Raw genomic sequence first — 22,615 nt, forward strand, 5'->3', positions numbered from 1 at the left:
GGCCGCCCGCAGGCCGCTCAGTCAGCGTCGCTTGGCCATCTCATTGATGAAACGGTCGAACAGCGGCGCTACGTCGTTCGGGCCCGGGCTTGCTTCAGGGTGGCCCTGAAAGCTGAACGCGCTCTTGTCAGTACGTTCGATGCCCTGCAGGGAACCGTCGAACAACGACTTGTGAATCGCGCGGACATTGCTCGGCAAGGTCGCTTCATCCACCGCAAAACCGTGGTTCTGGCTGGTGATCATCACAACACCGGTATCCAGGTCCTGCACAGGGTGGTTGGCGCCGTGATGGCCATGACCCATTTTCAGGGTCTTGGCGCCGGAGGCCAGCGCCAGCAACTGGTGACCGAGGCAGATACCAAATACCGGAATCTCGGTTTCCAGCACTTCCTTGATGGCCTGGATGGCGTAGTCACAAGGCTCCGGATCACCCGGGCCGTTGGACAGGAACACGCCGTCAGGTTGCAGGGCCAGCACATCGCTGGCAGGCGTTTGCGCCGGCACCACGGTCACACGGCACCCACGCTCGACCAGCATACGCAGGATGTTGTACTTGACGCCGTAGTCGTATGCGACCACGTGATACGGCAAGTCAGCCGCTTCGATAGTCTCGTGGCTGTCGGTCTTCAAGTCCCAGACGGTGGAGCGCCACTCGTACTGCTCCTTGGTGCTGACGACTTTCGCCAGGTCCATGCCTTTCAGGCCAGGGAAGCCCTGCGCTGCTGCAATCGCCGCAGCTTCGGAAATATTGTCACCGACCATGATGCAGCCGTTCTGCGAGCCCTTTTCACGCAGGATGCGCGTCAGGCGGCGCGTATCGATACCGGCGATCGCCACAACGTTGTTGGCTTTCAGGTAATCGGACAGCGACATCGTGTTACGCCAGTTGCTCGCAACCAGTGGCAGATCACGAATGACCAGACCCGCCGACCAGACACGATCAGACTCAACGTCTTCCGGCGTAGTACCGGTGTTGCCGATGTGCGGATAGGTCAGGGTAACGATCTGTTGGGCGTAGGAAGGATCGGTAAGGATTTCCTGATAGCCGGTCATGGCGGTGTTAAACACCACCTCTCCAACGGTTTGACCGTCGGCTCCAATGGCTTCGCCGCGAAAAATGCTGCCATCAGCAAGGGCGAGTATGGCTGGCTTAGTCAAGAAGACCTCCCGTAAATAAAGCCTGAAAGGGCGATCGCAGGTTGTAAAAAAGCGGAGTGACGTATGGACACGTCACCCCGCTTCTTCACTGAATTATTCTGCGCGCTTTTAGTGGACACACTAAAGCTGTAGCTTACAGAAAAAGGCTTTTTTGGTCCACCGCTAATGAGCCTTAAAGGCAGGAGAATGCGACAGGACGTCGCTTAGCGGGTAAAAACGGGGCCTTAGGATAATCCTGAGGCCCCGTTTTAGCTACTGATTAGTGCAGATCCAACACATCGCGCATGTCGTACAGACCAGGCTCGCGACCTTCCAACCAGAGCGCGGCACGCACCGCGCCCTTGGCGAATGTCATGCGGCTGGAAGCCTTGTGAGTGATTTCCAGGCGCTCACCCTCGGTAGCAAACAATACCGTGTGGTCGCCCACCACATCACCGCCGCGGACGGTCGCAAAACCAATGGTGTCACGTGCACGCGCACCGGTATGCCCTTCGCGACCGTAAACCGCCACCTTGGACAGGTCACGCCCCAGCGCATCGGCAATAGCCTCACCCATGCGCAGTGCGGTACCCGACGGCGCATCGATCTTGTGGCGGTGATGCGTCTCGATAATCTCGATATCCGCCTCATCCCCCAGCACCCGCGCCGCCATGTCCAGCAACTTGAGCGACAGATTCACGCCGACACTGAAGTTGGCTGCGAAGACGACGGGAATATCCTTACCCGCCTCCTCAAGCAACTGCTTCTGTTGCGCAGTCAACCCCGTGGTGCCGATCACCATCGCCTTGCCCGCCTTGCGGCAGAACGCGAGGTTTTTCAGCATCACTTCCGGCAGGGTGAAGTCGATCAGCACATCGAACTCGTCAGCCACCTGCTCCAGGCTACCTGACAAGGAGACACCGATACGCCCCAGAGAAGCCAACTCACCCGCATCCGCACCGATCAACGTGCTACCGGGACGAACAATCGCCGCAGTCAGCCCAGAGGCCGGGGAGCGCTGCTGCACCGCCTCGACCAGCGTCTTGCCCATGCGCCCGGCAGCGCCCATTACGGCTATACGTCGCATACTCACTTCCTTACAGGTCGCCGAAGAAGCGCTTCACGCCTTCGAAAAAGCCAGTGGTTTTCGGCGAATGCGTGTCATCGCCCTCCAGCGAACTGCGGAATTCCTCAAGCAATTCACGCTGACGGCGCCCCAGATTGACTGGAGTCTCCACAGCCACACGACACATCAAGTCGCCGGCACCGCCACCGCGCACCGGCGCGACGCCTTTGCCACGGATACGGAACTGCTTGCCGGTCTGCGTACCTTCAGGGATCTTGAGCTTGACCCGACCGTCCAGGGTCGGGATCTCCAATTCGCCACCCAGGGCTGCATCGACAAAGCTGATCGGCACTTCACAGAACAAGTGCTTGCCGTCGCGCTGGAAGATCGAGTGCTCGCGCACATTGATCACCACGTACAGGTCGCCCGTAGGACCGCCCTGGGTACCGGCCTCCCCCTCACCCGACAGACGAATACGGTCTCCGGTATCGACTCCCGCCGGCACTTTCACCGCCAGGGTCTTGTACTCTTCGACGCGGCCTTCGCCATGGCAGGAATCGCACGGATCGGAAATGATCTTGCCCTGCCCATGGCAACGCGGACAGGTCTGCTGCACCGAGAAGAAACCCTGCTGCATACGGACCTGGCCGATACCGCCGCACGTCGGGCAAGTAATCGGCGCAGAGCCTTTCTTGGCACCCGAACCATCACACGGCTTGCAGTTAACCAGCGTGGGTACGCGAATATTGACGCTGGTGCCGCGTACAGCTTCTTCCAGGTTCAGCTCCAGGGTGTAACGCAAGTCGCTGCCACGCTGGGCACCACCGCGCTGACCACCCCGGCCACCGCCGAAGAAGTCACTGAATACATCGCCGAAAATATCGGAGAAGTTCTGACCGCCAAAACCGGCACCGCCGCCCCCCATGCTCGGGTCGACACCCGCGTGGCCATACTGATCGTAGGCTGCACGCTTGTTGGGATCAGACAGGCATTCGTAGGCCTCATTGGCCTCTTTGAACATGTCTTCGGATTCTTTGCTATCCGGATTACGGTCCGGGTGGTGCTTCATTGCCAGGCGACGGTAAGCCTTTTTCAGGTCCGCCTCGCTGGAGCCGCGCTCCACACCCAACACTTCGTAATAGTCACGCTTTGCCATAAGTCTTTGCACTCTTAAGGACGTCCAGCCAGACCCTCCTGAGCCTGGCTAAACTCGTTGAGCCCCAATACAGGCCCGGACCCAACTCACGTCAATTCAACGATCCTGGTCGTTACTACTTTTTAGCCAGGGACCCGGCCAAAAACGCGGTATTCATTGCTCGGAAAGCAGGAGCATCCCCGATCACACCGCCAACATCCGAACACAGTCGCATGCTGTAAAAATTCGCATACCCCAGACACGCCAACGCGGGAGCAAGCTCCCGCGCGGCGACATCCTACCAGTCACCGCTTGATAGCGGTCAACCGGGCGACCAACTTACTTCTTGTCGGTAACTTCTTCGAACTCGGCATCGACAACATCGTCTTTAGCTTCTGGCTCTGCCTGTTGAGCAGCACCGTCAGCCGGCTGAGCCTGTTCGGCGTACATTTTCTGAGCCACTGGCGCGGAAACTTTCGACAACTCTTCAACCTTGGCTTCAATGGCAGCCTTGTCGTCGCCTTTGACAGCAGCTTCCAGGGCAACGACAGCAGCTTCGATCGCGGCCTTCTCTTCAGCGGTCACTTTCTCGCCAGCATCAGCGATCATTTTGCGTGTCGAGTGAACCAGTGCGTCGCCCTGGTTACGGGCACCTGCCAACTCTTCGAACTTCTTGTCAGCTTCAGCATTGGTTTCAGCATCGCGGATCATCTGTTGAATTTCTTCATCAGAAAGACCGGAGTTGGCCTTGATGGTGATCTTCTGCTCTTTGCCGGTAGCCTTGTCTTTCGCACCTACGTGCAGAATGCCGTTGGCGTCGATGTCAAAGGTCACTTCGATCTGTGGCACGCCACGCGGTGCTGGTGGAATCTCAGCCAGGTCGAACTTGCCCAGGGACTTGTTCTGAGCAGCCTGCTTACGCTCACCTTGCAGCACGTGAATGGTCACAGCCCCCTGGTTGTCATCAGCCGTCGAGAACACCTGGGATTTCTTGGTAGGAATCGTGGTGTTTTTCTCGATTAGCGCAGTCATCACGCCACCCATGGTTTCGATACCCAGGGTCAGCGGGCTTACGTCCAGCAGCAACACGTCTTTCACGTCACCAGCCAATACCGCGCCCTGGATGGCAGCACCCATGGCAACCGCTTCGTCCGGGTTCACGTCTTTACGTGCTTCTTTGCCGAAGAACTCGGTAACCAACTTCTGAACCAGTGGCATACGGGTCTGACCGCCTACCAGGATCACGTCGTTGATCGCACCAACATCAATACCGGAGTCTTTCAGCGCAATGCGGCATGGCTCGATGGTGCGTTGAACCAGGTCTTCGACCAGCGCTTCCAACTTGGCGCGAGAGATCTTCACGTTCAAGTGCTTAGGACCGGTGGCGTCTGCAGTGATGTACGGCAGGTTAACGTCGGTCGACTGAGCGGAAGACAGCTCGATCTTGGCTTTCTCAGCAGCTTCTTTCAGGCGCTGCATCGCCAGCGGGTCACCCTTGAGGTTCATGCCGCTTTCTTTCTTGAATTCGTCAACGAGATAGTCGATCAGACGAATGTCGAAGTCCTCACCACCCAGGAAGGTGTCGCCGTTGGTGGCCAACACTTCGAACTGGTGCTCGCCGTCTACTTCAGCGATCTCGATCACGGAAACGTCGAACGTACCGCCACCCAGGTCATAAACGATCACGGTGTGATCGCCCTTGGCCTTGTCCATGCCGTAAGCCAGAGCAGCTGCGGTCGGTTCGTTGATGATACGTTTTACATCCAGGCCCGCGATGCGGCCGGCGTCTTTGGTCGCCTGGCGCTGGCTGTCGTTGAAATAGGCTGGAACGGTGATCACCGCCTCAGTCACTGTCTCACCCAGGTAATCTTCGGCAGTCTTCTTCATCTTCTTCAAGATTTCAGCCGAGATTTGCGGTGGCGACATTTTCTGGCCATTTACTTCAACCCAGGCGTCACCGTTGTCAGCCTTGGCGATCTTGTAAGGGACCATTTTGATGTCTTTTTGTACGACTTCTTCGTCGAACTTACGACCGATCAGGCGCTTCACCGCGTACAGGGTGTTATGCGGGTTGGTCACAGCCTGGCGCTTGGCCGACTGGCCAACCAGGATTTCACCATCGTTGGCGTAAGCGATGATCGACGGCGTGGTACGCGCGCCTTCGGCGTTTTCGATTACTTTTGCAACGCCGTTTTCCAACACGGAGACGCAGGAGTTGGTGGTCCCCAGGTCAATACCGATAATTTTGCCCATGATTTACTCTCCCGAAACTTGAATTTGGTTGCCGCAGCAGTGGTGGCTAACTGCGGTAGCACTTAAACGCTTGACTTATAAATGGGGGCCTTGCGGCGGATTTCAAGCCTGCTCATCAATAGAAGGTGCAACGGGTGCAGGAGCCTTGCTCACTACCACCATTGCAGGGCGCAACAGGCGACCGTTGAGCTGATAGCCCTTCTGGAACACTTTCAACACACTGTTGGGTTCGAGGTCGTGGCTTTCTTGCATGGCCATGGCCTGGTGAAGCTCAGCGCTGAACGGTTCGCCGCCTTGCGGATCAATGGCTTCCAGCTGATAACGCTTCAGGGTGTCCTGAAACATTTTCAGGGTCAGTTCGATCCCTTCGCGCATCGGGCGGATGTTTTCGTCATCCGGGTTGGACAACTCAAGGCCACGCTCCAGGCTGTCAATAATTGGCAGCAGGTCGCCCGCGAACTTTTCCAACCCGAACTTGTGAGCTTTTTCTACGTCCTGCTCGGCACGGCGGCGGACGTTCTGCAGATCGGCGGCAACACGCAAAGACTGATCCTGCGCAGCGGCCAACTGCTCTTCGAGCACTTGCACACGAGTTGCCAGTTCATCACCGACAGCCGAATTGGCGTCCGGAGTTTGCGTATCCTGCGTCTGTTCGTCAGCCATAGATTTCTCCTTTCAAAATCATGCGCGAACTCAACTCGCGCTTCTGTTCCGGTATATGGGGCCACAATTTCCAGGTTCAAGGGTACAGGCGCTACCAAAAGTCTTTCGCCTGCCCCAGATCAACTTCAGCCTGATCATTCTTCTTTGCACTAAAAAAGCTGAATGACCGAGCAAATTGAGCTAAGCACCAGGATTGTCAGCCCAGAACAAAACACTGTATAAATAACCAGACCTAAAGCCTGGGAGCGGCCGTCATGCTCGTGCACCTGTCTGTACACAACTACGCCATCGTTGAACATCTGGACCTCGAACTGGATCGCGGGATGAGCGTAATCACAGGCGAAACCGGCGCCGGCAAGTCGATCATGCTCGACGCCCTGGGCCTGACCCTGGGCGACCGCGCCGACAGTGGCGTGGTGCGCCCCGGCGCGGACAAGGCCGACATTCTGGCCACCTTCGACCTCGCGGACATCCCCGAAGCCGAAGCCTGGCTGGTCGAGCGCGACCTTAATAACGACGGCCCGTGCATCCTGCGCCGAGTCATCACCGTCGAGGGCCGCTCGCGCGGCTATATCAATGGAACGCCCTGCCCCCTTGGCGACCTGAAGGCCCTGGGCGAACTGCTGATCGACATCCATAGCCAGCATGAACACCAATCCCTGCTCAAAACCGACACCCACCGCCGCCTGCTTGACGAGTACGCTGGCGCCACCGACCTTGCCCGGCAGGTACAACTGGCTGCCCAGCGCTGGCGCCAGACCCGACAGGAGCTGGAGCGACTGTCCAATTCCGGTGACGAGCAGCGCGCTCGCCATCAATTGCTCAGCTATCAGCTTGAAGAGCTGGAAAGCCTGGGTCTTGGCGAAACCGAGCTGGAACAACTGGAACAGGAACACAAGAACCTCACCAACGCCGAAACCCTGCTGTCTATCTGCCGCCAGGTGGTGGAGCAATGCAGCGAGAGCGATTCCGGCAATGTGCTCAACGCACTCACCGCCAGCCTCAACCGACTATCCAGCGTTAACAGCGCTTCGGGCTCACTGAGTGAAGCCACCACCCTGCTGACCAGTGCGCAAATCCAGGTAGAAGAAGCCGTCGGCGAACTCAATCGCTTTCTCGATCATTTCGACGCCGACCCGGCGCGACTGCAGGAAATAGAAGAGCGCCTGGACACCATCTATACGCTGGCGCGCAAACATCGAATCCAGCCCACCGAAGTGGTAACCATGCAGCAGAAACTGCTGGATGAAATCGAGACCCTGAACGCGAATGACGAATCCATTGAGCGACTGGGCGAAGAGCTCGGCTCTTTTGCCCGCCACTATCAGGAGAAGGCCCGTGAACTGAGCGATCTGCGCCAACAGGCCGCCACCAGCCTGGCTGGCGCCGTCGAGCAGGAAATTCAGCGCCTGGGCATGCCGGGCGGGCGCTTTACCATCGAGTTGCGTACCAACGCCAGCAACGAGCTGCAGCCCTACGGCCTGGAGCAGGTAGAGCTACTGGTCAGCGCCAACCCGGGGCAACCGCTCAAGGCACTGGCAAAAGTGGCGTCTGGTGGTGAGCTGTCGCGAATCAGCCTGGCGATCCAAGTGATTACCGCGCAAACCTCACGGGTACCGACACTGGTGTTCGATGAAGTAGACGTAGGTATCGGTGGCCCCACGGCGGAAATTGTGGGTCAGTTACTGCGCCGCCTGGGGGATCGCGGCCAGGTGCTGACCGTTACTCACTTGCCACAAGTGGCGGCTCAAGGACATCAGCACTTGTTTGTGCACAAGGTGAGAGGCAGCGAAGCGACACACACGGCAGTATCCAAATTGAATAAGTCGGAGCGCGTGGAAGAAGTGGCGCGGATGCTCGGAGGGATAGACCTGACCAAAGAGTCTTTGGCACACGCGAAGAAAATGGTCGTAGCCGCCAAGGCTTGAGCCGAACTTTTCCTTATTATAGAAAGCACGAAGGCGACCCCCAGGGTCGCCTTCGATCGTTTCGCAGAGCAATTCTGCGTCGCTTTTTACTTTTTCTTACGGATGTACAACACAAGATTGTGGTCGACCAAATCGAAACCATGCTCCTCAGCAATTTCGTGCTGGAGCTTTTCGATTGCCGGGCTGGTGAACTCGATAACCTCATTGGTATCCAGGTCAACCATGTGGTCGTGATGACCACCGTCAGCCAATTCGAACACAGCATGACCGCCGTCGAAATTATGACGAACCACCAGCCCTGCGGCTTCAAACTGGGTCAGTACACGGTAAACCGTGGCCAGGCCGACGTCCTCGTTAGACTCCATCAGCGCCTTGTATACATCCTCGGCACTCATGTGGCGCTGCTCAGCAGAATCGAGCATTTGTAGAATCTTGACTCGTGGCAGAGTCACTTTAAGACCGGCTTTGCGTAGTTCGCTATTTTCAACCATGGTTAGCTTTCTCGCGGATGCTGCTTCGCAGCTTCTCTTAATACGGGTATGATCGGCGTTTACGTTGTCCCAGCCAAGATAGTGGAAGTCGCCCACCGATGCAAAACACCAAGCTCTTGCTAACCAGTTTCACCTTTGTGGGACTGCTCGCACTCGCCGGTTGTTCATTCCCCGGGGTTTACAAAATCGACATCCAGCAGGGCAATGTCGTCACGCAGGACATGATAGACCAGTTACGCCCGGGAATGACCCGACGGCAAGTACGGTTTATTATGGGCAACCCCCTGCTGACCGACACTTTCCACGCCGATCGCTGGGATTATCTCTACAGCCTGCAGCCTGGTGGCGGTGAACGCCAACAGGAGCGCGTCAGCGTCATTTTCAATGGCAATGACCAGCTTGTCAGCCTGTCGGGCGACTTCATGCCAGGCGTGAGCCGTGATCAAGCGCTGCTCGGCAACGATAACGGCACCAACGTGACTGCACCAGTGCAGGAAAGCGAGAAGCCGAAGTCCGAAGTACCGGCCAAGCCAGGCTCCTTGCTCGACAAGATCCAGAAAGACGTCGACGGGGTCGAAACGGTCCCTGTCCCGACGCCTCAGCCTCTGGACACCAGCCCGCAGTAACATTGCGACGCATATAAAAAGCCCGGCATGCCGGGCTTTTTGTTGCCTGTCATTCAGCCAGCCTATGGATGCTGCCGCTTCGCCAACGCCGCCTTGGCCGCACGCAGCCTGCGCACTTCTTTAGGGTCCACAAGCAAGGGCCGATAGATTTCAATGCGATCGCCCGATTGTACGGGGCGCACCTCCGCATCCGGGACGACCTTACCGAATACCCCCAAAGGACAATCAGCCAGATCCAGTTCAGGAAACTGCATAGCCATCCCTGACAACTGCACTGCTGCACGCAGACTGGTTCCCGAAGCCACCGTCAGCGCCAGCAGAACCTGGCGATCCTCGGCGGCATAAACCACCTCGACCTCAACCATGCAATTGCTTGGCTCGCTGGCAGAATGCATCCACCAGGGTATTGGCCGCCTGGTTGAACAACGGCCCCAATGTCGCCCGCACAATCGGCCCAGCGTAATCAAACGACAAATCCAGGCTGATCTTGCAGGCCTTGTCGGTAAGCGCCTTGAAAACCCATACACCATGTAGCTGGGTAAACGGCCCTTCCTGCAAATTCATTTCAATGGACTTGCCCGGCACCAGCGCATTCCGCGTAACAAAGTGCTGACTGAGCCCGCCTTTCGCCACCCCAACACTGGCAACCATATGTTCATCACTGCTTTCCAGCACCTCGGCAGTTGAGCACCAAGGCAGGAATTCCGGGTAACGCGCCACGTCGTTGACCAGGTCATAGAGCGCCTGCGCCGGATAGGGCAGCAGGGCCGAACGTTGAATATGCGTCGTCATGTGTGCGTGATTTCCACAGCTGAGCGGCAAACATCGCGAAACAACAGTCCGATCCGCGAAAGAAAAAAACCAAAGAACTGCCGGTATTGTCCGGGATTCGACCAACACGCTCAAGCACGCAGGTTGACCGTAGCCGACACGCTCGCAACTCCCTATAATGCCGCCCCTATGGCTAAACAAAAGAAACACCCCACAGGGACCATCGCGCAAAATAAAAAAGCGCGACACGATTACTTCATCGAACATCGGTTCGAGGCTGGTCTGGTCCTGGCCGGCTGGGAAGTAAAGAGTCTGCGTGCCAGCAAGTTGCAACTGGTCGACAGCTACGTATTGCTCAAGGATGGCGAGGCATGGCTGCTCGGCAGTCATATCACCCCGCTGACAACCGCGAGCACCCACGTGATTGCCGACCCGGTGCGCACGCGCAAACTATTGCTCAATGCCCGTGAACTGGAAAAGCTCGCCGCAGCCGTGCAGCAGAAAGGCTACGCCTGTGTCTGCCTGTCCTGGTATTGGAGCAAGCACCTGGTCAAGTGCGAGATCGCATTGGGCAAGGGCAAGAAGGAATACGATAAGCGTGACTCTGAGCGCGAACGCGATTCCAACCGCGAACTGCATCGCGCCGTGCGCAACAAGGGCAAGGAAGAGTAACCCTTGTGACGATGTAGCCTCGGGACTTCCCCCCCGGCTACATCCCCTTGCGCCGCTCCGCACGCGCCACGCGCTGAACCTCCTGACGCACCTCCTCCAACACTTCCTGCACGTACTCAAGGTGACGTGTCGAGACTTCTCGCGCCTGTTCTGCCCGGCCCTCGATAATCGCCAGGTACAGCTCCCGGTGCTGACTGATCAGCATGTCGCGCGTCTCCGTACGTTGCTGATACATGCCGCCAATATTGGTCACCACATTACGCTTAAGCAGGTCGAACAAGCCGCGAATGGTGTGCAGCAACACCGCGTTATGGCTAGCCTCCGCAATGGCCAGGTGGAACTGTGCATCCGCAGCCCCTTCCTCGACCCGGCTCACTTCATCAACGCGGGCATAGCAATCCTGCAAGGCTTCGAATGCAGCGGTCAGCCGCTCACGGTCGACCTCAGTAGCTCGCAATGCTGCGTAATAAGCACAGGACGCTTCAAGGGTCTGACGAAACTCCAGCAGGTCACGCTGGGCCTCGGGATTGTTTTCCAACAGGTGCAGCAACGGATCGCTGAACGTCGAGCCCAGTGACTCGGCAACATAGTTGCCACCCCCCTGACGACTCACCAACAAGCCCTTGGCCGCCAGCTTCTGAATCGCCTCCCGCAACGAAGGACGCGACACACCAAACTGTTCAGCCAAAGCACGCTCGGCCGGCAAGCGCTCACCCGACTTCAACGTGCCCTCAAGGATCATCCCCTCAAGCTGCTCGACTATATCGTCAGACAAACGGCGCTGACGCACCTGATCAAACCCCATAACTCACTCCCCACCATCCCGACCACTCGCCGGGCCCTCTATTCTGGCCTATCGCCGCCCTTCCAGCACCTATCAGAACCGCTTCGATTCACCCGATCAAACCACCTCGCCTGCCGGGCTACGACCAAAGTTTCGCAAGCGGCAAATTGACACATACCCCGAAGACTTTTAACCTAGCCTCCAGCGATTGTAAATTGGTATTACCAATTATCCAAGTCGACTATGAAGTGCCTGACCAACAACAATTAGGGGCCACCCCATATGCAAACCTGGCAACAGCTCTACAGCCCGCTCGGCAGCCTCGGCCTGTCCGCACTGGCCGCCGTTATTCCGATCGTGTTCTTCTTCCTGGCTCTGGCCGTGTTTCGCCTCAAAGGTCACGTGGCCGGCAGCATCACCCTGGCACTCTCGATACTGGTGGCGATCTTTGCCTTCCACATGCCAGTGGACATGGCGCTGGCAGCCGCCGGTTACGGTTTTGCCTATGGCCTGTGGCCTATTGCCTGGATCATTGTCGCGGCGGTGTTTCTCTACAAACTCACCGTCAAGAGCGGCCAGTTCGAGATCATCCGCAGCTCTGTCCTGTCGATCACCGATGACCAGCGTCTGCAGGTGCTGTTGATCGGCTTCTGCTTCGGCGCATTCCTGGAAGGTGCTGCCGGTTTCGGCGCCCCCGTGGCGATTACCGCCGCACTGCTGGTAGGCCTGGGCTTCAACCCGCTGTACGCGGCCGGCCTGTGCCTGATTGCCAACACCGCACCCGTCGCCTTTGGCGCCCTGGGAATTCCGATCATCGTTGCCGGGCAAGTGACCGGAATCGATGCATTCAAGATCGGCGCCATGACTGGCCGCCAACTGCCGCTGCTGTCGCTGTTCGTGCCGTTCTGGCTGGTCTTTATGATGGATGGCCTGCGCGGCGTTCGCGAAACCTGGCCAGCTGCGTTGGTCGCGGGCCTGAGCTTTGCCATTACGCAGTACTTCACGTCCAACTTCATCGGCCCGGAACTGCCGGACATCACCTCGGCCCTGGCCAGCCTGATCTCTCTGACCCTGTTCCTGAAAGTCTGGCAACCCAAACGCACTGCGGGCGCGCAGATTGCCGGCGCCACTTCCGACGTAGCGATTACCGCCAGCGCCGGCGGCTTCGGCCTGCCGCGCAGCACCGTCGCCTCACCTTACAGCCTGGGCCAGATCTTCAAGGCCTGGTCACCGTTCCTGATCCTCACCGTGCTGGTCACCATCTGGACCCTCAAACCGTTCAAGGCGATGTTCGCCGCAGGCGGCTCGATGTACAGCTGGGTATTCAACTTTGCGATCCCGCACCTGGATCAAATGGTGATCAAGGTTGCCCCCATCGTGACCAACCCGACTGCGATCCCAGCGATATTCAAGCTGGACCCGATTTCGGCGACCGGCACCGCGATTTTCTTCTCGGCACTGATCTCGATGCTGGTACTCAAGATCAACATCAAGATTGGTCTTACCACTTTAAAAGAGACTTTCTACGAGTTGCGTTGGCCGATCCTGTCTATCGGCATGGTGCTGGCATTCGCCTTTGTCACCAATTACTCCGGCATGTCTTCGACCATGGCACTGGTATTGGCCGGCACCGGCGCAGCCTTCCCGTTCTTCTCGCCTTTCCTAGGCTGGCTGGGGGTTTTCCTGACAGGCTCCGACACATCGTCCAACGCCCTGTTCAGCTCGTTGCAAGCCACCACGGCGCACCAGATCGGCGTCAACGACACGCTTCTGGTCGCTGCCAACACCAGCGGCGGCGTGACCGGCAAAATGATTTCGCCGCAATCGATCGCCGTGGCCTGCGCCGCTACCGGACTGGTGGGAAAAGAATCCGACCTGTTCCGCTTCACCCTCAAGCACAGCCTGTTCTTCGCCACGATCGTGGGGCTGATCACCCTGGCCCAGGCTTACTGGTTTACCGGCATGCTGGTGCACTAAAGCCGTAGCAATAGGGTCATAACCGACGCCGGGCTATAACTTCGGCGTCGGCTTTGCGCAATCGTGTCAATACGGCGCCCAGGGGGTGCTGATCCTGGAGGACCAATGAGTCTGCCTGCCGCTTTCCTTGCTGACGTCGCACAGCTGATCCCACAAGATCGACGTTTCGACGATCCACTTTCCACCCTCGCATTCGGCACTGACGCCAGTTTTTACCGATTGATCCCACAACTGGTGATCCGCGTCGAATCGGAAGACGAAGTGGTGGCGCTGCTGCAACTGGCCCAGCGTGAACGTGTGCCGGTAACCTTCCGCGCAGCCGGCACCAGCCTGTCCGGGCAAGCGATAAGCGACTCGGTACTGATCGTGCTGGGGGACAATTGGAACGGCCGTGAGATTCGCGGGCAAGGCACTCAGATCCGCCTGCAGCCCGGCGTGATCGGCGCACAGGCCAACGCCTGGCTGGCGCCATTCGGGCGCAAGATCGGCCCAGACCCGGCGTCGATCAATGCCTGCAAGATCGGCGGAATCGTCGCCAACAACGCCAGTGGCATGTGCTGCGGTACGGCGCAGAACACCTACCACACCCTGGCCGGAATTCGTCTGGTCCTGGCGGATGGCAGCCGCCTCGATACAGAAGACGCAAGCAGCGTTACGGCGTTTCGTGAACAGCACGGCGCACTGCTCGAGCGCCTGGCGACACTCGGCCGTGAAACGCGGGCAAACGCCGAATTGGCAGCCAAAATACGCCACAAATACCGCCTGAAAAATACCACCGGCCTGTCACTCAACGCCCTGGTGGATTTTGATGAACCGCTGGATATCCTCAGCCATTTATTGGTGGGCTCCGAGGGAACCCTCGGGTTCATCAGCGCAGTCACCTACGACACCGTGATCGATCACCCCAACAAGGCGTCGGCGTTGATCGTGTTTCCGGATGTAGAGACCTGCTGCAAAGCAGTCACCATCCTGAAGACCCAACCGGTGTCGGCCGTCGAGCTGTTGGACCGACGCAGCATGCGCTCGGTGCAGAACAAACCGGGCATGCCTGCATTCGTACAGCATTTGTCAGAAAGTGCCTGCGCCCTGCTGATTGAATCCCGCGCCGCATCGCCGTCATTGCTGCATGAACAATTGGCGCTGATCATGGCGTCGCTGGCCGGTTTCCCGGTGGAGAAACAGGTCGACTTCACCGAGGACCCGGCGGAAAACGCCCGCCTGTGGGCCATCCGCAAGGACACCTTCCCCGCCGTAGGTGCAGTACGCAAAACCGGCACCACGGTGATCATCGAAGACGTCACCTTCCCGGTCGAACAACTGGCCATTGGCGTGAACCGTTTGATCGAACTGTTCGACAAGCATCACTACGACGAAGCCATCCTTTTCGGACATGCCTTGGAAGGCAATCTGCACTTTGTGTTCACCCAAGGCTTCAACAGCGCGGAAGAAGTCACACGCTATCAAGCGTTCATGGATGACGTCGCGCAATTGGTGGCCGTGGAGTTCGGCGGTTCACTGAAAGCCGAACACGGCACCGGCCGCAATATGGCACCGTTCGTTGAACTGGAATGGGGCAGCGACGCCTATCAATTGATGTGGCAACTCAAACGCCTGCTCGATCCCAACGGCATTCTCAATCCTGATGTGGTGCTCAGCGAAGATCCGCAGATTCACCTCAAGCACCTCAAGCCGCTGCCCGCGGCCGATGAGCTTGTGGATAAGTGCATCGAATGCGGCTTCTGTGAACCGGTATGCCCATCGAAGGGCCTGACGTTGAGCCCGCGCCAGCGCATCGTGATCTGGCGAGATATACAGGCGAAAAAACGCGCCGGCGTCGACACCACCGAACTGGAAGCGGCCTACCACTACCAGGGCATCGACACGTGCGCCGCCACCGGCCTATGCGCCCAACGCTGTCCGGTAGGAATCAATACCGGCGATCTGGTGAAAAAACTGCGAAGCCGTGACGCCGACCGTACGAAAACCGCCGAATGGCTGGCCACCCATTTCGCCACGGCACTGCAAGGTGCGCGCTTTACCCTGCATGTAGCCAATGGTGCACGCATGCTGCTGGGGGCACCTCGCCTGGCGAAGCTGTCGGCCACCATGACCAAGTTGTCCAAGGGGCAGATCCCGCAGTGGACCAACGCCATGCCACAACCGGAAAAAGCCATTCGCTTCAGCCCGGCGGTGACGGATGAGCGGCCACGGGTGGTCTACCTGGCGGCCTGCGTCTCACGCGCCATGGGCCCGGCGGCAGGTGATAAAGAGCAGATGTCGTTGTACGAAAAAACCCAGGGCCTGCTGGAAAAAGCCGGTTACCAGGTCGTGTTTCCCGACAACCAGGACAACCTGTGCTGCGGCCAGCCTTTCGCGTCCAAAGGCTACGCCGAACAGGCAGAACACAAACGCCAGGAACTGATCGGCGCCCTGCTCCATGCCAGCCGCGGCGGCCTGGACCCGATCTATTGCGACACCAGCCCCTGCACCCTGCGCCTGGTGCAAGACCTCGGCGAAACGCGCCTGGACCTTTACGACCCCGTACGTTTCATCCGCACGCACCTGATGGACCGTCTCGATTTCACCCCGCAGGAGGCGCCGATCGCCGTACACGTCACCTGCAGCACCCAACACCTGGGAGAAAGCCAGGCCCTGATCGACCTGGCCCGCCGCTGTGCCAAAACCGTGGTGATCCCGGAAGGCATTCACTGCTGCGGTTTTGCCGGCGACAAAGGTTTCACCACGCCGGAACTCAACGCCCACTCGCTTCGCTCCCTCAAGGATGCAGTGCAGTATTGCAGTGAAGGGATCTCCACCAGCCGCACCTGCGAGATCGGCCTGAGCCAGCATGGCGGCATCGACTATCACGGACTGGTTTACCTCGTGGATCGCGTGACCCAGGCCCGCGCCCATTGATCCCGCAAAAAAACAGAACCCCTGCGCGCTGGCGTAGTCATCTGCATAGGCCTCGACGAACGAGGCCCATCAGTGATGTCGCTGGCAGCCCATGAACGCCAGCAGCGTCGAGCCTTTTTTGCGCAAGGAGATACCCTATGAAGCGTTCCGCTCTTGCTGGCTTGTTCATTACCGCTGCGATGTTGGCCTCCCCTGCTTTCGCTGCTGGCGAGCCCGACCTGTGCAAGATCAACCTGGACAAAATCAACAACGGTAAAGCGCTGCTCGCCACCGACACCAGTGGCAAAAGCGGCGAGATCGACACAGCCGTCTCCCAAGCCAAGGCCGCACACGCCGCCGGTGATGACAAGAAGTGCATCGAAATCACCTCCAAGGCCCTGCAAGACCTGCAGAACCTCGAAAAAGGCGGCCAGTAAACGATAGGGCCAACCTTCGGGTTGGCCTTCCGTGACCGTTTGGCGTACACTGCACAGGCTTGTCACTCACTATGAAACAACGAGTTACAAGCACGGGGCCGTTTAGGATTCGACGCCGGTCGCGAAACTTTAGGTGCATGCCGAGTTGGTAACAGAACTCGTAAATCCACTGTTGCAACTACTTATAGTTGCCAATGACGAAAACTACGGCCAGGAATTCGCTATCGCTGCGTAAGCAGCCTTAGACCTGAGCTTCTGGTACCTTCGGGTCCAGCAATCACCAGGGGATGTCTGTAAACCCAAAGTGATTGTCATATAGAACAGAATCGCCGTGCAGTACGTTGTGGACGAAGCGGCTAAAACTTACACAACTCGCCCAAAGCACCCTGCCCTTCGGGTCGCTGAGGGTTAACTTAATAGAAACGGCTACGCATGTAGTACCGACAGCGGAGTACTGGCGGACGGGGGTTCAAATCCCCCCGGCTCCACCACTTCATCATCTAAAGACGTCCACGGACGTCTTTTTTTGTGCCTGAAATTCAGTAAATACGGGGGTTTCAGGACTATTGGGGGCTTTCGAAGTTTTTTGAGTTCCAGGCGATTTGGTATTCCCAATGGTATTCCCGGCTACCCGGCGCTAATCTTGGGAATACCAAAAGGTGTCATGGAGTACTTCTCATGTGCGCTCAAACCACCCGCCTCTCCGACCGCCAGCTCAAGGCGGTCAAACCGAAAGGTAAGGATTACGTCCTCACTGATGGCGACGGGCTCCAGCTGCGAGTCAGGGTCAATCGCTCAATGCAGTGGAATTTCAACTACCGGCATCCCGTCACCAAGAATCGAATCAACATGGCACTCGGCTCTTATCCCGAGGTTTCTCTCGCGCAAGCGAGGAAGAAAACCGTTGAGGCCAGAGAGCTGCTTGCACAGGGCATCGACCCAAAAGCTCAGCGCAATGAGCTGCAGGAAGCCAAACGAGCGGAAACGGAACACACCTTCGAGAACGTGGCCACCGCCTGGTTCGAGCTGAAGAAGGATTCCGTCACGCCGGCGTATGCCGAAGACATTTGGCGCTCTCTCACACTGCATGTTTTTCCGAGCATGAAATCAACGCCTCTCTCGGAAGTCAGCGCCCCAATGGTCATCAAGCTCCTTCGTCCGATTGAGGCCAAAGGCAGCCTCGAGACAGTTAAGCGAGTGAGCCAGCGCCTTAACGAGATCATGACCTACGGGGTCAATTCCGGAATGATCTTTGCCAACCCTCTCAGCGGCATTCGAGCGGTGTTCAAGAAACCTAAGAAAGAGAACATGGCAGCGCTACCACCAGATGAGCTTCCGGAGCTCATGATGGAAATCGCCAACGCCAGCATCAAGCGGACGACCCGCTGCCTGATCGAATGGCAGCTACACACTATGACCCGCCCTGCCGAAGCGGCGACTACCCGATGGGCAGACATCGACTTCGACAAACGCATCTGGACCATCCCTCCGGAGCGAATTAAAAAGCGTCGCCCCCACACAATCCCGCTGACCGAACATGCACTCTCGTTATTGGAGACGCTTAAGCCCCATAGCGGCCACAGGGATTATGTGTTCCCGTCAGATAGAAACCCGCGCACCCACGCGAATAGCCAGACAGCCAACATGGCGTTGAAACGAATGGGCTTTCAGGACCGCTTAGTCAGCCACGGCATGCGCTCCATGGCCAGCACAATTCTGAACGAGCATGGATGGGATCCGGAGCTAATCGAAGTCGCGCTGGCGCATGTCGATAAAGACGAAGTTCGAAGCGCCTACAACCGAGCGGATTACATCGAACGCCGGCGTCCGATGATGGCCTGGTGGAGTGAACATATCCAGAAGGCGGCCACCGGCAGCCTGTCGGCATCGGCCATCAATCAAACCAGGGACCGCAACGTCGTACCGATACGCTGAGCATCCAAAGGTTGGCGACGCCGGCGACAATCCGTGTCGTGCAGCAGGGCGACAGAAGTGACGACTGTCGCTAAATCTCTGGCATGCCTGCGTTTCTTCGGCCAAGCCCCTGAGTATGGGAAGGCTCCGCATTCCCATACTCAGGGGCTCACGCTTAAAAGCGTCTATCAGACAACCACGAGTTGCGCCTTTCTACGGCGGATCAATCCTGCTGTTAACTCATAGTAATAGACGGTCGCTGGCGCTGAGCAACGCAGGTAGTGCTCCAAAAACCATCTCACATGTTTTTCCCTCCAAGACCAGGGAGTCGCGCAACCCCAGCGCTCACGAATCACCTCGTGCATCCTTTCTGCTTGCCTGATGTGCCGCTGTCGCGTGGCATGCGCACCTTTGACCACGGGGCTCAGAAACAACGCCATATCGAACTCGGACTTCATCGCCGGCCTCCGATGTAGGAACTCACCACATCGATGCGGTTATGTCCCAATTCGTGGCTGATCTGCTGTCGTGCACGCTGATCAAGCTCTCGATCTTCTCGATGAACACGACCGCCATTGACGGGTGCATTTAAGTCAGTCAGTTGCTCATAGCGCTCACAGGCGTAAGCCGCCCGTAGCTCATGAAAGCCTTTCAATCCATGCTCATGCAAGATGTCCCGTGCCGGTCGCACAACTGACTGCATAAACTCTTTATAGCTCTCGTTGGGGGCCAACAAGTTCCGACTGCCACTGGGTGAAGCTTCCCAGGCCCTATCCAAGGCGCCACGAATTTGATCAGTAACCGCGATCCAACGCGGTGCTGACGCGCCTGATCGACCGCCTTTGGTGCCGTCCTGGATGTTGATCTTGTCCAGTTGCCTGGCCTCACGTTGCAGTCGGGGCAGGTCCGCCAAGATCGCTTCACGTAGGCGCATACCAGTATCCCGGGCCAGATGCACAATTGCGGCCACACGCTCCTGACCTCGCTCTGACAGTAGGAGTGCGATCAACTCGATCTGAGAACGATCTTGGCCTTGCGGTGCCTCACTACGCACGCTCGAACGCTGTAGGCCTAGCGCCTTGCTCGGACTGGGGATTTTGACGTACTGATCACCGCGCAGCGCGGCCATCGTGCGGTTCACGCTGGACAGGCGGTTCTGCGCGGTGGCAATGCCGACGTTGCCCTGATCAACCTCCTCCCGCACGTGGACGGCGTACCGCATGAGAATCTCGCGGTCGATCTGGCGCGCGTCATTGAGTCCCGGTCCTTCATCCGATCGACACCATTGCACGAATGCCTGCCATCGATCGCTATGGGCTTTGACGGTAGCAAAATGGCCGTCGCCAAACAGATCTTTCAAGGCTTGCGGTCCGGCATAGCTGAGCTGGCGACCGAAGCCGAAATTGCGCCCCGCTCTCTTACCGACGCGAGCCATTTTTCTGTTCCTGATCGACTGCAGCGAGCTCATGCTGAAGGGCTCGCCAGTGTGCGCTTACGATGGCGAACTGGGCCCAATCAGTAGGGCGAAAACACAGCATGTTGTCGACGACGTAGAGATGCGCCCCCTCCTTTTCTAACCACTGGATAATGGCTGTCGTCGAGGTGATAGTTTTACGAACGGTGGCGACAGCGGCGACAACCCTTGTCCTACCTGGCTTTGAGCGTGGCGACAAAATGGCGACACTCGCGGCGACAAACCGCGCTTTCGGCTCCTTTTGACGTTGAGCTAAGTGGTTGCGCAGCGCTTCATCAAGATTGAACATGGCGCACCTCGAAGGTATGGCCGTCGGTAATCAGCCAATGATGATCAAGCAACTCGAGCAGAAGCTTGGTGGCATGGCGACTGCTTTTACGGGCAAAGCGGGGACCGTTGCGGTTCAATTCTCGAATACTAAAGCGCTTCCAATCTTTGACCTGCAGCCAGCGCAACAGCCGGTCCGCCTCCTCCTTAACTCGACAAACTGGCTCCTGCTCGGTCATGCGCTGGATCTCGGTGAGGTAGTAGCCAACTAAGTCCGAGGCCCGTTGGATATGGTCGACCTCCACGACGGTGCTCTCCTCCACAACTGCTAGAATGCCGGCGACACGCAGTAGATTATCGGCGGCCTTCGATCCGCTAGGTCGCACACTGGCCAGCTCGCCAAACTCCCCCAACTGAGCTTCGATGGCATCATGCAAATCAATCCAGCGACGACGGGCCAGTGGACTGAGGCTCAGCGGTGACAGCCGCAAAGCACCGTCAGCGGTAAGTGACCAGGGCTGATGAAACAGCGCCGAAAGGCGGTGGTGATAGCGCTTTAGGGCCGCGTCTTTGGATAAGTCGACAGCCTGGTAGCTGCGTTGTCCGGCCAGGCTGGTGGGCCAGGTCATCAGGCAGCGCCCTAGAATGCCTTGCCCCTGCAGCAACGGGTCACTGAGTAACTGCATGGCCAAGTACGGTTGCAGCATCAGGTGCAGGCTCACGCGTCGGTCATACGCTCGCAGGCTTTCGCCGGCCATGGAGCGAGCACGATCAATCGGGCTACCGTCCCAGAGTGACGATAAGGTCGTGACCGCTTTCAAACGGTTATCCCGACTCATGGTGGTGCTGCCGAGGAACTGTCCGCCTTCGTCACAGAACAGGCCCATGCTGGGCAGGTCGTTACAGAGCCCCTTGATCAGGGCCTCGATCGTCGGGTCCGTGGTGATCAGCCGAGGAACCGAGGGCTCCGCTTCGAGCGGTACGCAGCTTGCGGAGGCGGGATCGGCAGGATTGATACGCTGCGTCTGTCGCGGTGCGGCGCGGTACCGGGAGAGCTGTTCACGATAGTGTTGCCACTGTTCACGCTCCCATTGACGTGCGGGCAGCAATGCACATCGATCCGCCGCCGTTTTGCGATCTCCGGACGCAGCCACGGTGATCAGGTACAGCGACAGGGGATAATTTCTTCCGTCGAGCTGTAAGTCCGCGTGACCTTGGGTGGCGAGCGCTGAGGCAGCCAAGACCGATTGAGCGGCCAGTGCCTGGGGCACGCCGATGACCTCGGCCATTCGCTCCACCGCAGGCCCAAGAATCCCACCCAGTGCCTGCATCGGATAAGGCTGGACCACGGGATTCGACTCAATCAACGGCCGAGGCGGTCGCGGTAAATCAAGCTTCGGATCTAACTGCTGCATGGGCCCTCTCCTCGTTCACTGCTCGTTGTCCTCACGTGGCCCCGCCACGGCTGTTGAGTGTTATCAGGGATCAAGGCCCCTGCGGCCTGTGAGGTGTTCACTGACGCGGAACGAACGGCTCCTTACGACCGGGAGCAAGGGCATGAACCCATGAATCTGGCCTCCTTAGACGCATCCGAAGATGCGGGCGGGTGGAGGCTGTGCCGAGTGACGAGTTCGGCACCTAGAGATCCTGGGTGGGAGAAGGCAAAGACCTGGGCACCCGGGGCATGCCTGACTGTCAGTCAGGTGCAGCACTTCCATGGGCTGCGGCACCGGTGCCTGTATCGTTGCGGAGGGCGACGAATCGGAGCTGTCAGGCCGATTGTCACGAGGAGAGTTGCGGCAATGCCTTGTACGACATGGCTTGCAGCAGTGGTACGAGCGCCCGTCTCTTTCCAGGAGAAAGAGACGGGCGCAGTCTGGCGCAGCGAAGTGTGCCGAAAGGTGGGGTTGCTGCAGCGCAGCGAGGAAGGGCCATCGTCTGCCGCAGAGGGCAGATCAGTCGAGTAGGCATCCATCACTCTTGTGGGAGTGACCGTGCGAGCCGCCGGATGCTAATCGCACTTTGGGAGAACCACCACGCAAGTGGCGTAGCCTTGAAGGTTCTGGCTACCTGGGCAGGTGCTGTCAACGACAGCGATCCGTGCGCCAATTTTTATACCCACTCG

At 58.2% G+C, this 22,615-nt stretch carries 20 protein-coding genes and 1 other RNA gene; 8 read left to right on the forward strand and 13 right to left on the reverse strand.

The window, feature by feature from the left end:
* Nucleotides 1-21: 21 nt before the first annotated feature.
* The 5 genes from carA to grpE all read right to left on the reverse strand — a co-directional run bounded on the left by carA (nucleotide 22) and on the right by grpE (nucleotide 6,254).
* On the reverse strand, nucleotides 22-1,158 hold the full coding sequence (carA, locus tag BB029_RS03850) for a glutamine-hydrolyzing carbamoyl-phosphate synthase small subunit (protein ID WP_027605361.1): 1,137 nt from the start codon (nucleotides 1,156-1,158) through the stop codon (nucleotides 22-24).
* Between the two features lie 259 nt (nucleotides 1,159-1,417).
* Nucleotides 1,418-2,224 carry a 4-hydroxy-tetrahydrodipicolinate reductase gene (gene dapB / locus BB029_RS03855; RefSeq protein ID WP_065938283.1) on the reverse strand — a complete coding sequence of 269 codons (807 nt, stop codon included), beginning with the start codon at nucleotides 2,222-2,224 and terminating at the stop codon, nucleotides 1,418-1,420.
* A gap of 10 nt (nucleotides 2,225-2,234) precedes the next feature.
* Nucleotides 2,235-3,359: a molecular chaperone DnaJ gene (gene dnaJ / locus BB029_RS03860; RefSeq protein ID WP_065925314.1), complete on the reverse strand. Its 1,125-nt coding sequence runs from the start codon at nucleotides 3,357-3,359 to the stop codon at nucleotides 2,235-2,237.
* Nucleotides 3,360-3,677: 318 nt separating this feature from the next.
* Nucleotides 3,678-5,591 (reverse strand): molecular chaperone DnaK, encoded by a 1,914-nt coding sequence (gene dnaK / locus BB029_RS03865; RefSeq protein WP_027605358.1) that lies wholly within the window; start codon nucleotides 5,589-5,591, stop codon nucleotides 3,678-3,680.
* 102 nt (nucleotides 5,592-5,693) lie between these two features.
* Complete coding sequence (gene grpE / locus BB029_RS03870; RefSeq protein ID WP_027605357.1) at nucleotides 5,694-6,254, reverse strand: nucleotide exchange factor GrpE; 561 nt, start codon at nucleotides 6,252-6,254, stop codon at nucleotides 5,694-5,696.
* Nucleotides 6,255-6,508: 254 nt separating this feature from the next.
* On the opposite strand from grpE, the gene recN reads away from it, so the two are divergent.
* The gene (gene recN / locus BB029_RS03875; RefSeq protein ID WP_065938284.1) at nucleotides 6,509-8,182 is read left to right on the forward strand and encodes a DNA repair protein RecN; all 1,674 of its coding nucleotides are present in this window, start codon (nucleotides 6,509-6,511) and stop codon (nucleotides 8,180-8,182) included.
* Nucleotides 8,183-8,268: 86 nt separating this feature from the next.
* Here recN and fur read toward each other — a convergent pair whose 3' ends face one another.
* Nucleotides 8,269-8,673 carry a ferric iron uptake transcriptional regulator gene (gene fur, locus BB029_RS03880; protein ID WP_010562662.1) on the reverse strand — a complete coding sequence of 135 codons (405 nt, stop codon included), beginning with the start codon at nucleotides 8,671-8,673 and terminating at the stop codon, nucleotides 8,269-8,271.
* 98 nt (nucleotides 8,674-8,771) lie between these two features.
* Here fur and BB029_RS03885 point away from each other — a divergent pair, with 98 nt between their 5' ends.
* Nucleotides 8,772-9,299, forward strand: coding sequence for an outer membrane protein assembly factor BamE (locus BB029_RS03885; protein ID WP_027605355.1), 528 nt, complete (start codon nucleotides 8,772-8,774; stop codon nucleotides 9,297-9,299).
* Between the two features lie 62 nt (nucleotides 9,300-9,361).
* Here the strand turns inward: BB029_RS03885 and BB029_RS03890 are convergent, their stop codons facing one another.
* Both BB029_RS03890 and BB029_RS03895 read right to left on the reverse strand, forming a co-directional pair.
* Nucleotides 9,362-9,664 (reverse strand): RnfH family protein, encoded by a 303-nt coding sequence (locus BB029_RS03890; RefSeq protein WP_065938285.1) that lies wholly within the window; start codon nucleotides 9,662-9,664, stop codon nucleotides 9,362-9,364.
* Complete coding sequence (locus BB029_RS03895) at nucleotides 9,657-10,091, reverse strand: type II toxin-antitoxin system RatA family toxin (protein WP_027605353.1); 435 nt, start codon at nucleotides 10,089-10,091, stop codon at nucleotides 9,657-9,659. The genes BB029_RS03890 and BB029_RS03895 overlap by 8 nt, the downstream gene beginning before the upstream one ends.
* Before the next feature lie 168 nt (nucleotides 10,092-10,259).
* On the opposite strand from BB029_RS03895, the gene smpB reads away from it, so the two are divergent.
* The gene (smpB, locus tag BB029_RS03900; protein WP_058427663.1) at nucleotides 10,260-10,742 is read left to right on the forward strand and encodes an SsrA-binding protein SmpB; all 483 of its coding nucleotides are present in this window, start codon (nucleotides 10,260-10,262) and stop codon (nucleotides 10,740-10,742) included.
* Between the two features lie 37 nt (nucleotides 10,743-10,779).
* On the opposite strand, the gene BB029_RS03905 is transcribed toward smpB, so the two are convergent.
* A complete protein-coding gene (locus BB029_RS03905) occupies nucleotides 10,780-11,547 on the reverse strand; it encodes an FCD domain-containing protein (protein ID WP_065938286.1) in 768 nt (255 codons plus the stop codon).
* 261 nt (nucleotides 11,548-11,808) lie between these two features.
* Here BB029_RS03905 and BB029_RS03910 point away from each other — a divergent pair, with 261 nt between their 5' ends.
* The 5 genes from BB029_RS03910 (at nucleotide 11,809) to BB029_RS03930 (ending at nucleotide 18,770) form a co-directional block, all read left to right on the forward strand.
* Entirely contained in the window at nucleotides 11,809-13,503 is a 1,695-nt protein-coding gene (locus tag BB029_RS03910) for a lactate permease LctP family transporter (RefSeq protein ID WP_065938287.1), read from the forward strand.
* A 105-nt stretch (nucleotides 13,504-13,608) separates the two neighbouring features.
* Complete coding sequence (locus tag BB029_RS03915) at nucleotides 13,609-16,419, forward strand: FAD-binding and (Fe-S)-binding domain-containing protein (RefSeq protein ID WP_065938288.1); 2,811 nt, start codon at nucleotides 13,609-13,611, stop codon at nucleotides 16,417-16,419.
* A gap of 137 nt (nucleotides 16,420-16,556) precedes the next feature.
* Nucleotides 16,557-16,835, forward strand: a complete 279-nt coding sequence (locus BB029_RS03920; RefSeq protein WP_065938289.1) for a hypothetical protein — start codon at nucleotides 16,557-16,559, stop codon at nucleotides 16,833-16,835.
* A gap of 94 nt (nucleotides 16,836-16,929) precedes the next feature.
* Nucleotides 16,930-17,326, forward strand: a transfer-messenger RNA (tmRNA) gene (ssrA, locus tag BB029_RS03925).
* A 187-nt stretch (nucleotides 17,327-17,513) separates the two neighbouring features.
* On the forward strand, nucleotides 17,514-18,770 hold the full coding sequence (locus BB029_RS03930; RefSeq protein WP_065938290.1) for an integrase domain-containing protein: 1,257 nt from the start codon (nucleotides 17,514-17,516) through the stop codon (nucleotides 18,768-18,770).
* 167 nt (nucleotides 18,771-18,937) lie between these two features.
* Here BB029_RS03930 and BB029_RS33630 read toward each other — a convergent pair whose 3' ends face one another.
* The 4 genes from BB029_RS33630 to BB029_RS03950 are packed head-to-tail and all read right to left on the reverse strand — an operon-like array spanning nucleotide 18,938 to nucleotide 21,905.
* Complete coding sequence (locus tag BB029_RS33630; protein ID WP_052965702.1) at nucleotides 18,938-19,207, reverse strand: hypothetical protein; 270 nt, start codon at nucleotides 19,205-19,207, stop codon at nucleotides 18,938-18,940.
* Nucleotides 19,204-20,184: an integrase domain-containing protein gene (locus BB029_RS03940; RefSeq protein WP_065938291.1), complete on the reverse strand. Its 981-nt coding sequence runs from the start codon at nucleotides 20,182-20,184 to the stop codon at nucleotides 19,204-19,206. The genes BB029_RS33630 and BB029_RS03940 overlap by 4 nt, the downstream gene beginning before the upstream one ends.
* Entirely contained in the window at nucleotides 20,168-20,512 is a 345-nt protein-coding gene (locus BB029_RS03945) for a hypothetical protein (RefSeq protein WP_065938292.1), read from the reverse strand. Before BB029_RS03945 ends, BB029_RS03940 begins: the two co-directional genes overlap by 17 nt.
* On the reverse strand, nucleotides 20,499-21,905 hold the full coding sequence (locus tag BB029_RS03950) for a YfjI family protein (RefSeq protein WP_065938293.1): 1,407 nt from the start codon (nucleotides 21,903-21,905) through the stop codon (nucleotides 20,499-20,501). Before BB029_RS03950 ends, BB029_RS03945 begins: the two co-directional genes overlap by 14 nt.
* Nucleotides 21,906-22,615: the final 710 nt, after the last annotated feature.

It is taken from the genome of Pseudomonas sp. S3E12 (assembly GCF_001702295.1).
In the GTDB taxonomy this organism is placed as follows: Bacteria; Pseudomonadota; Gammaproteobacteria; order Pseudomonadales; family Pseudomonadaceae; genus Aquipseudomonas; species Aquipseudomonas marginalis.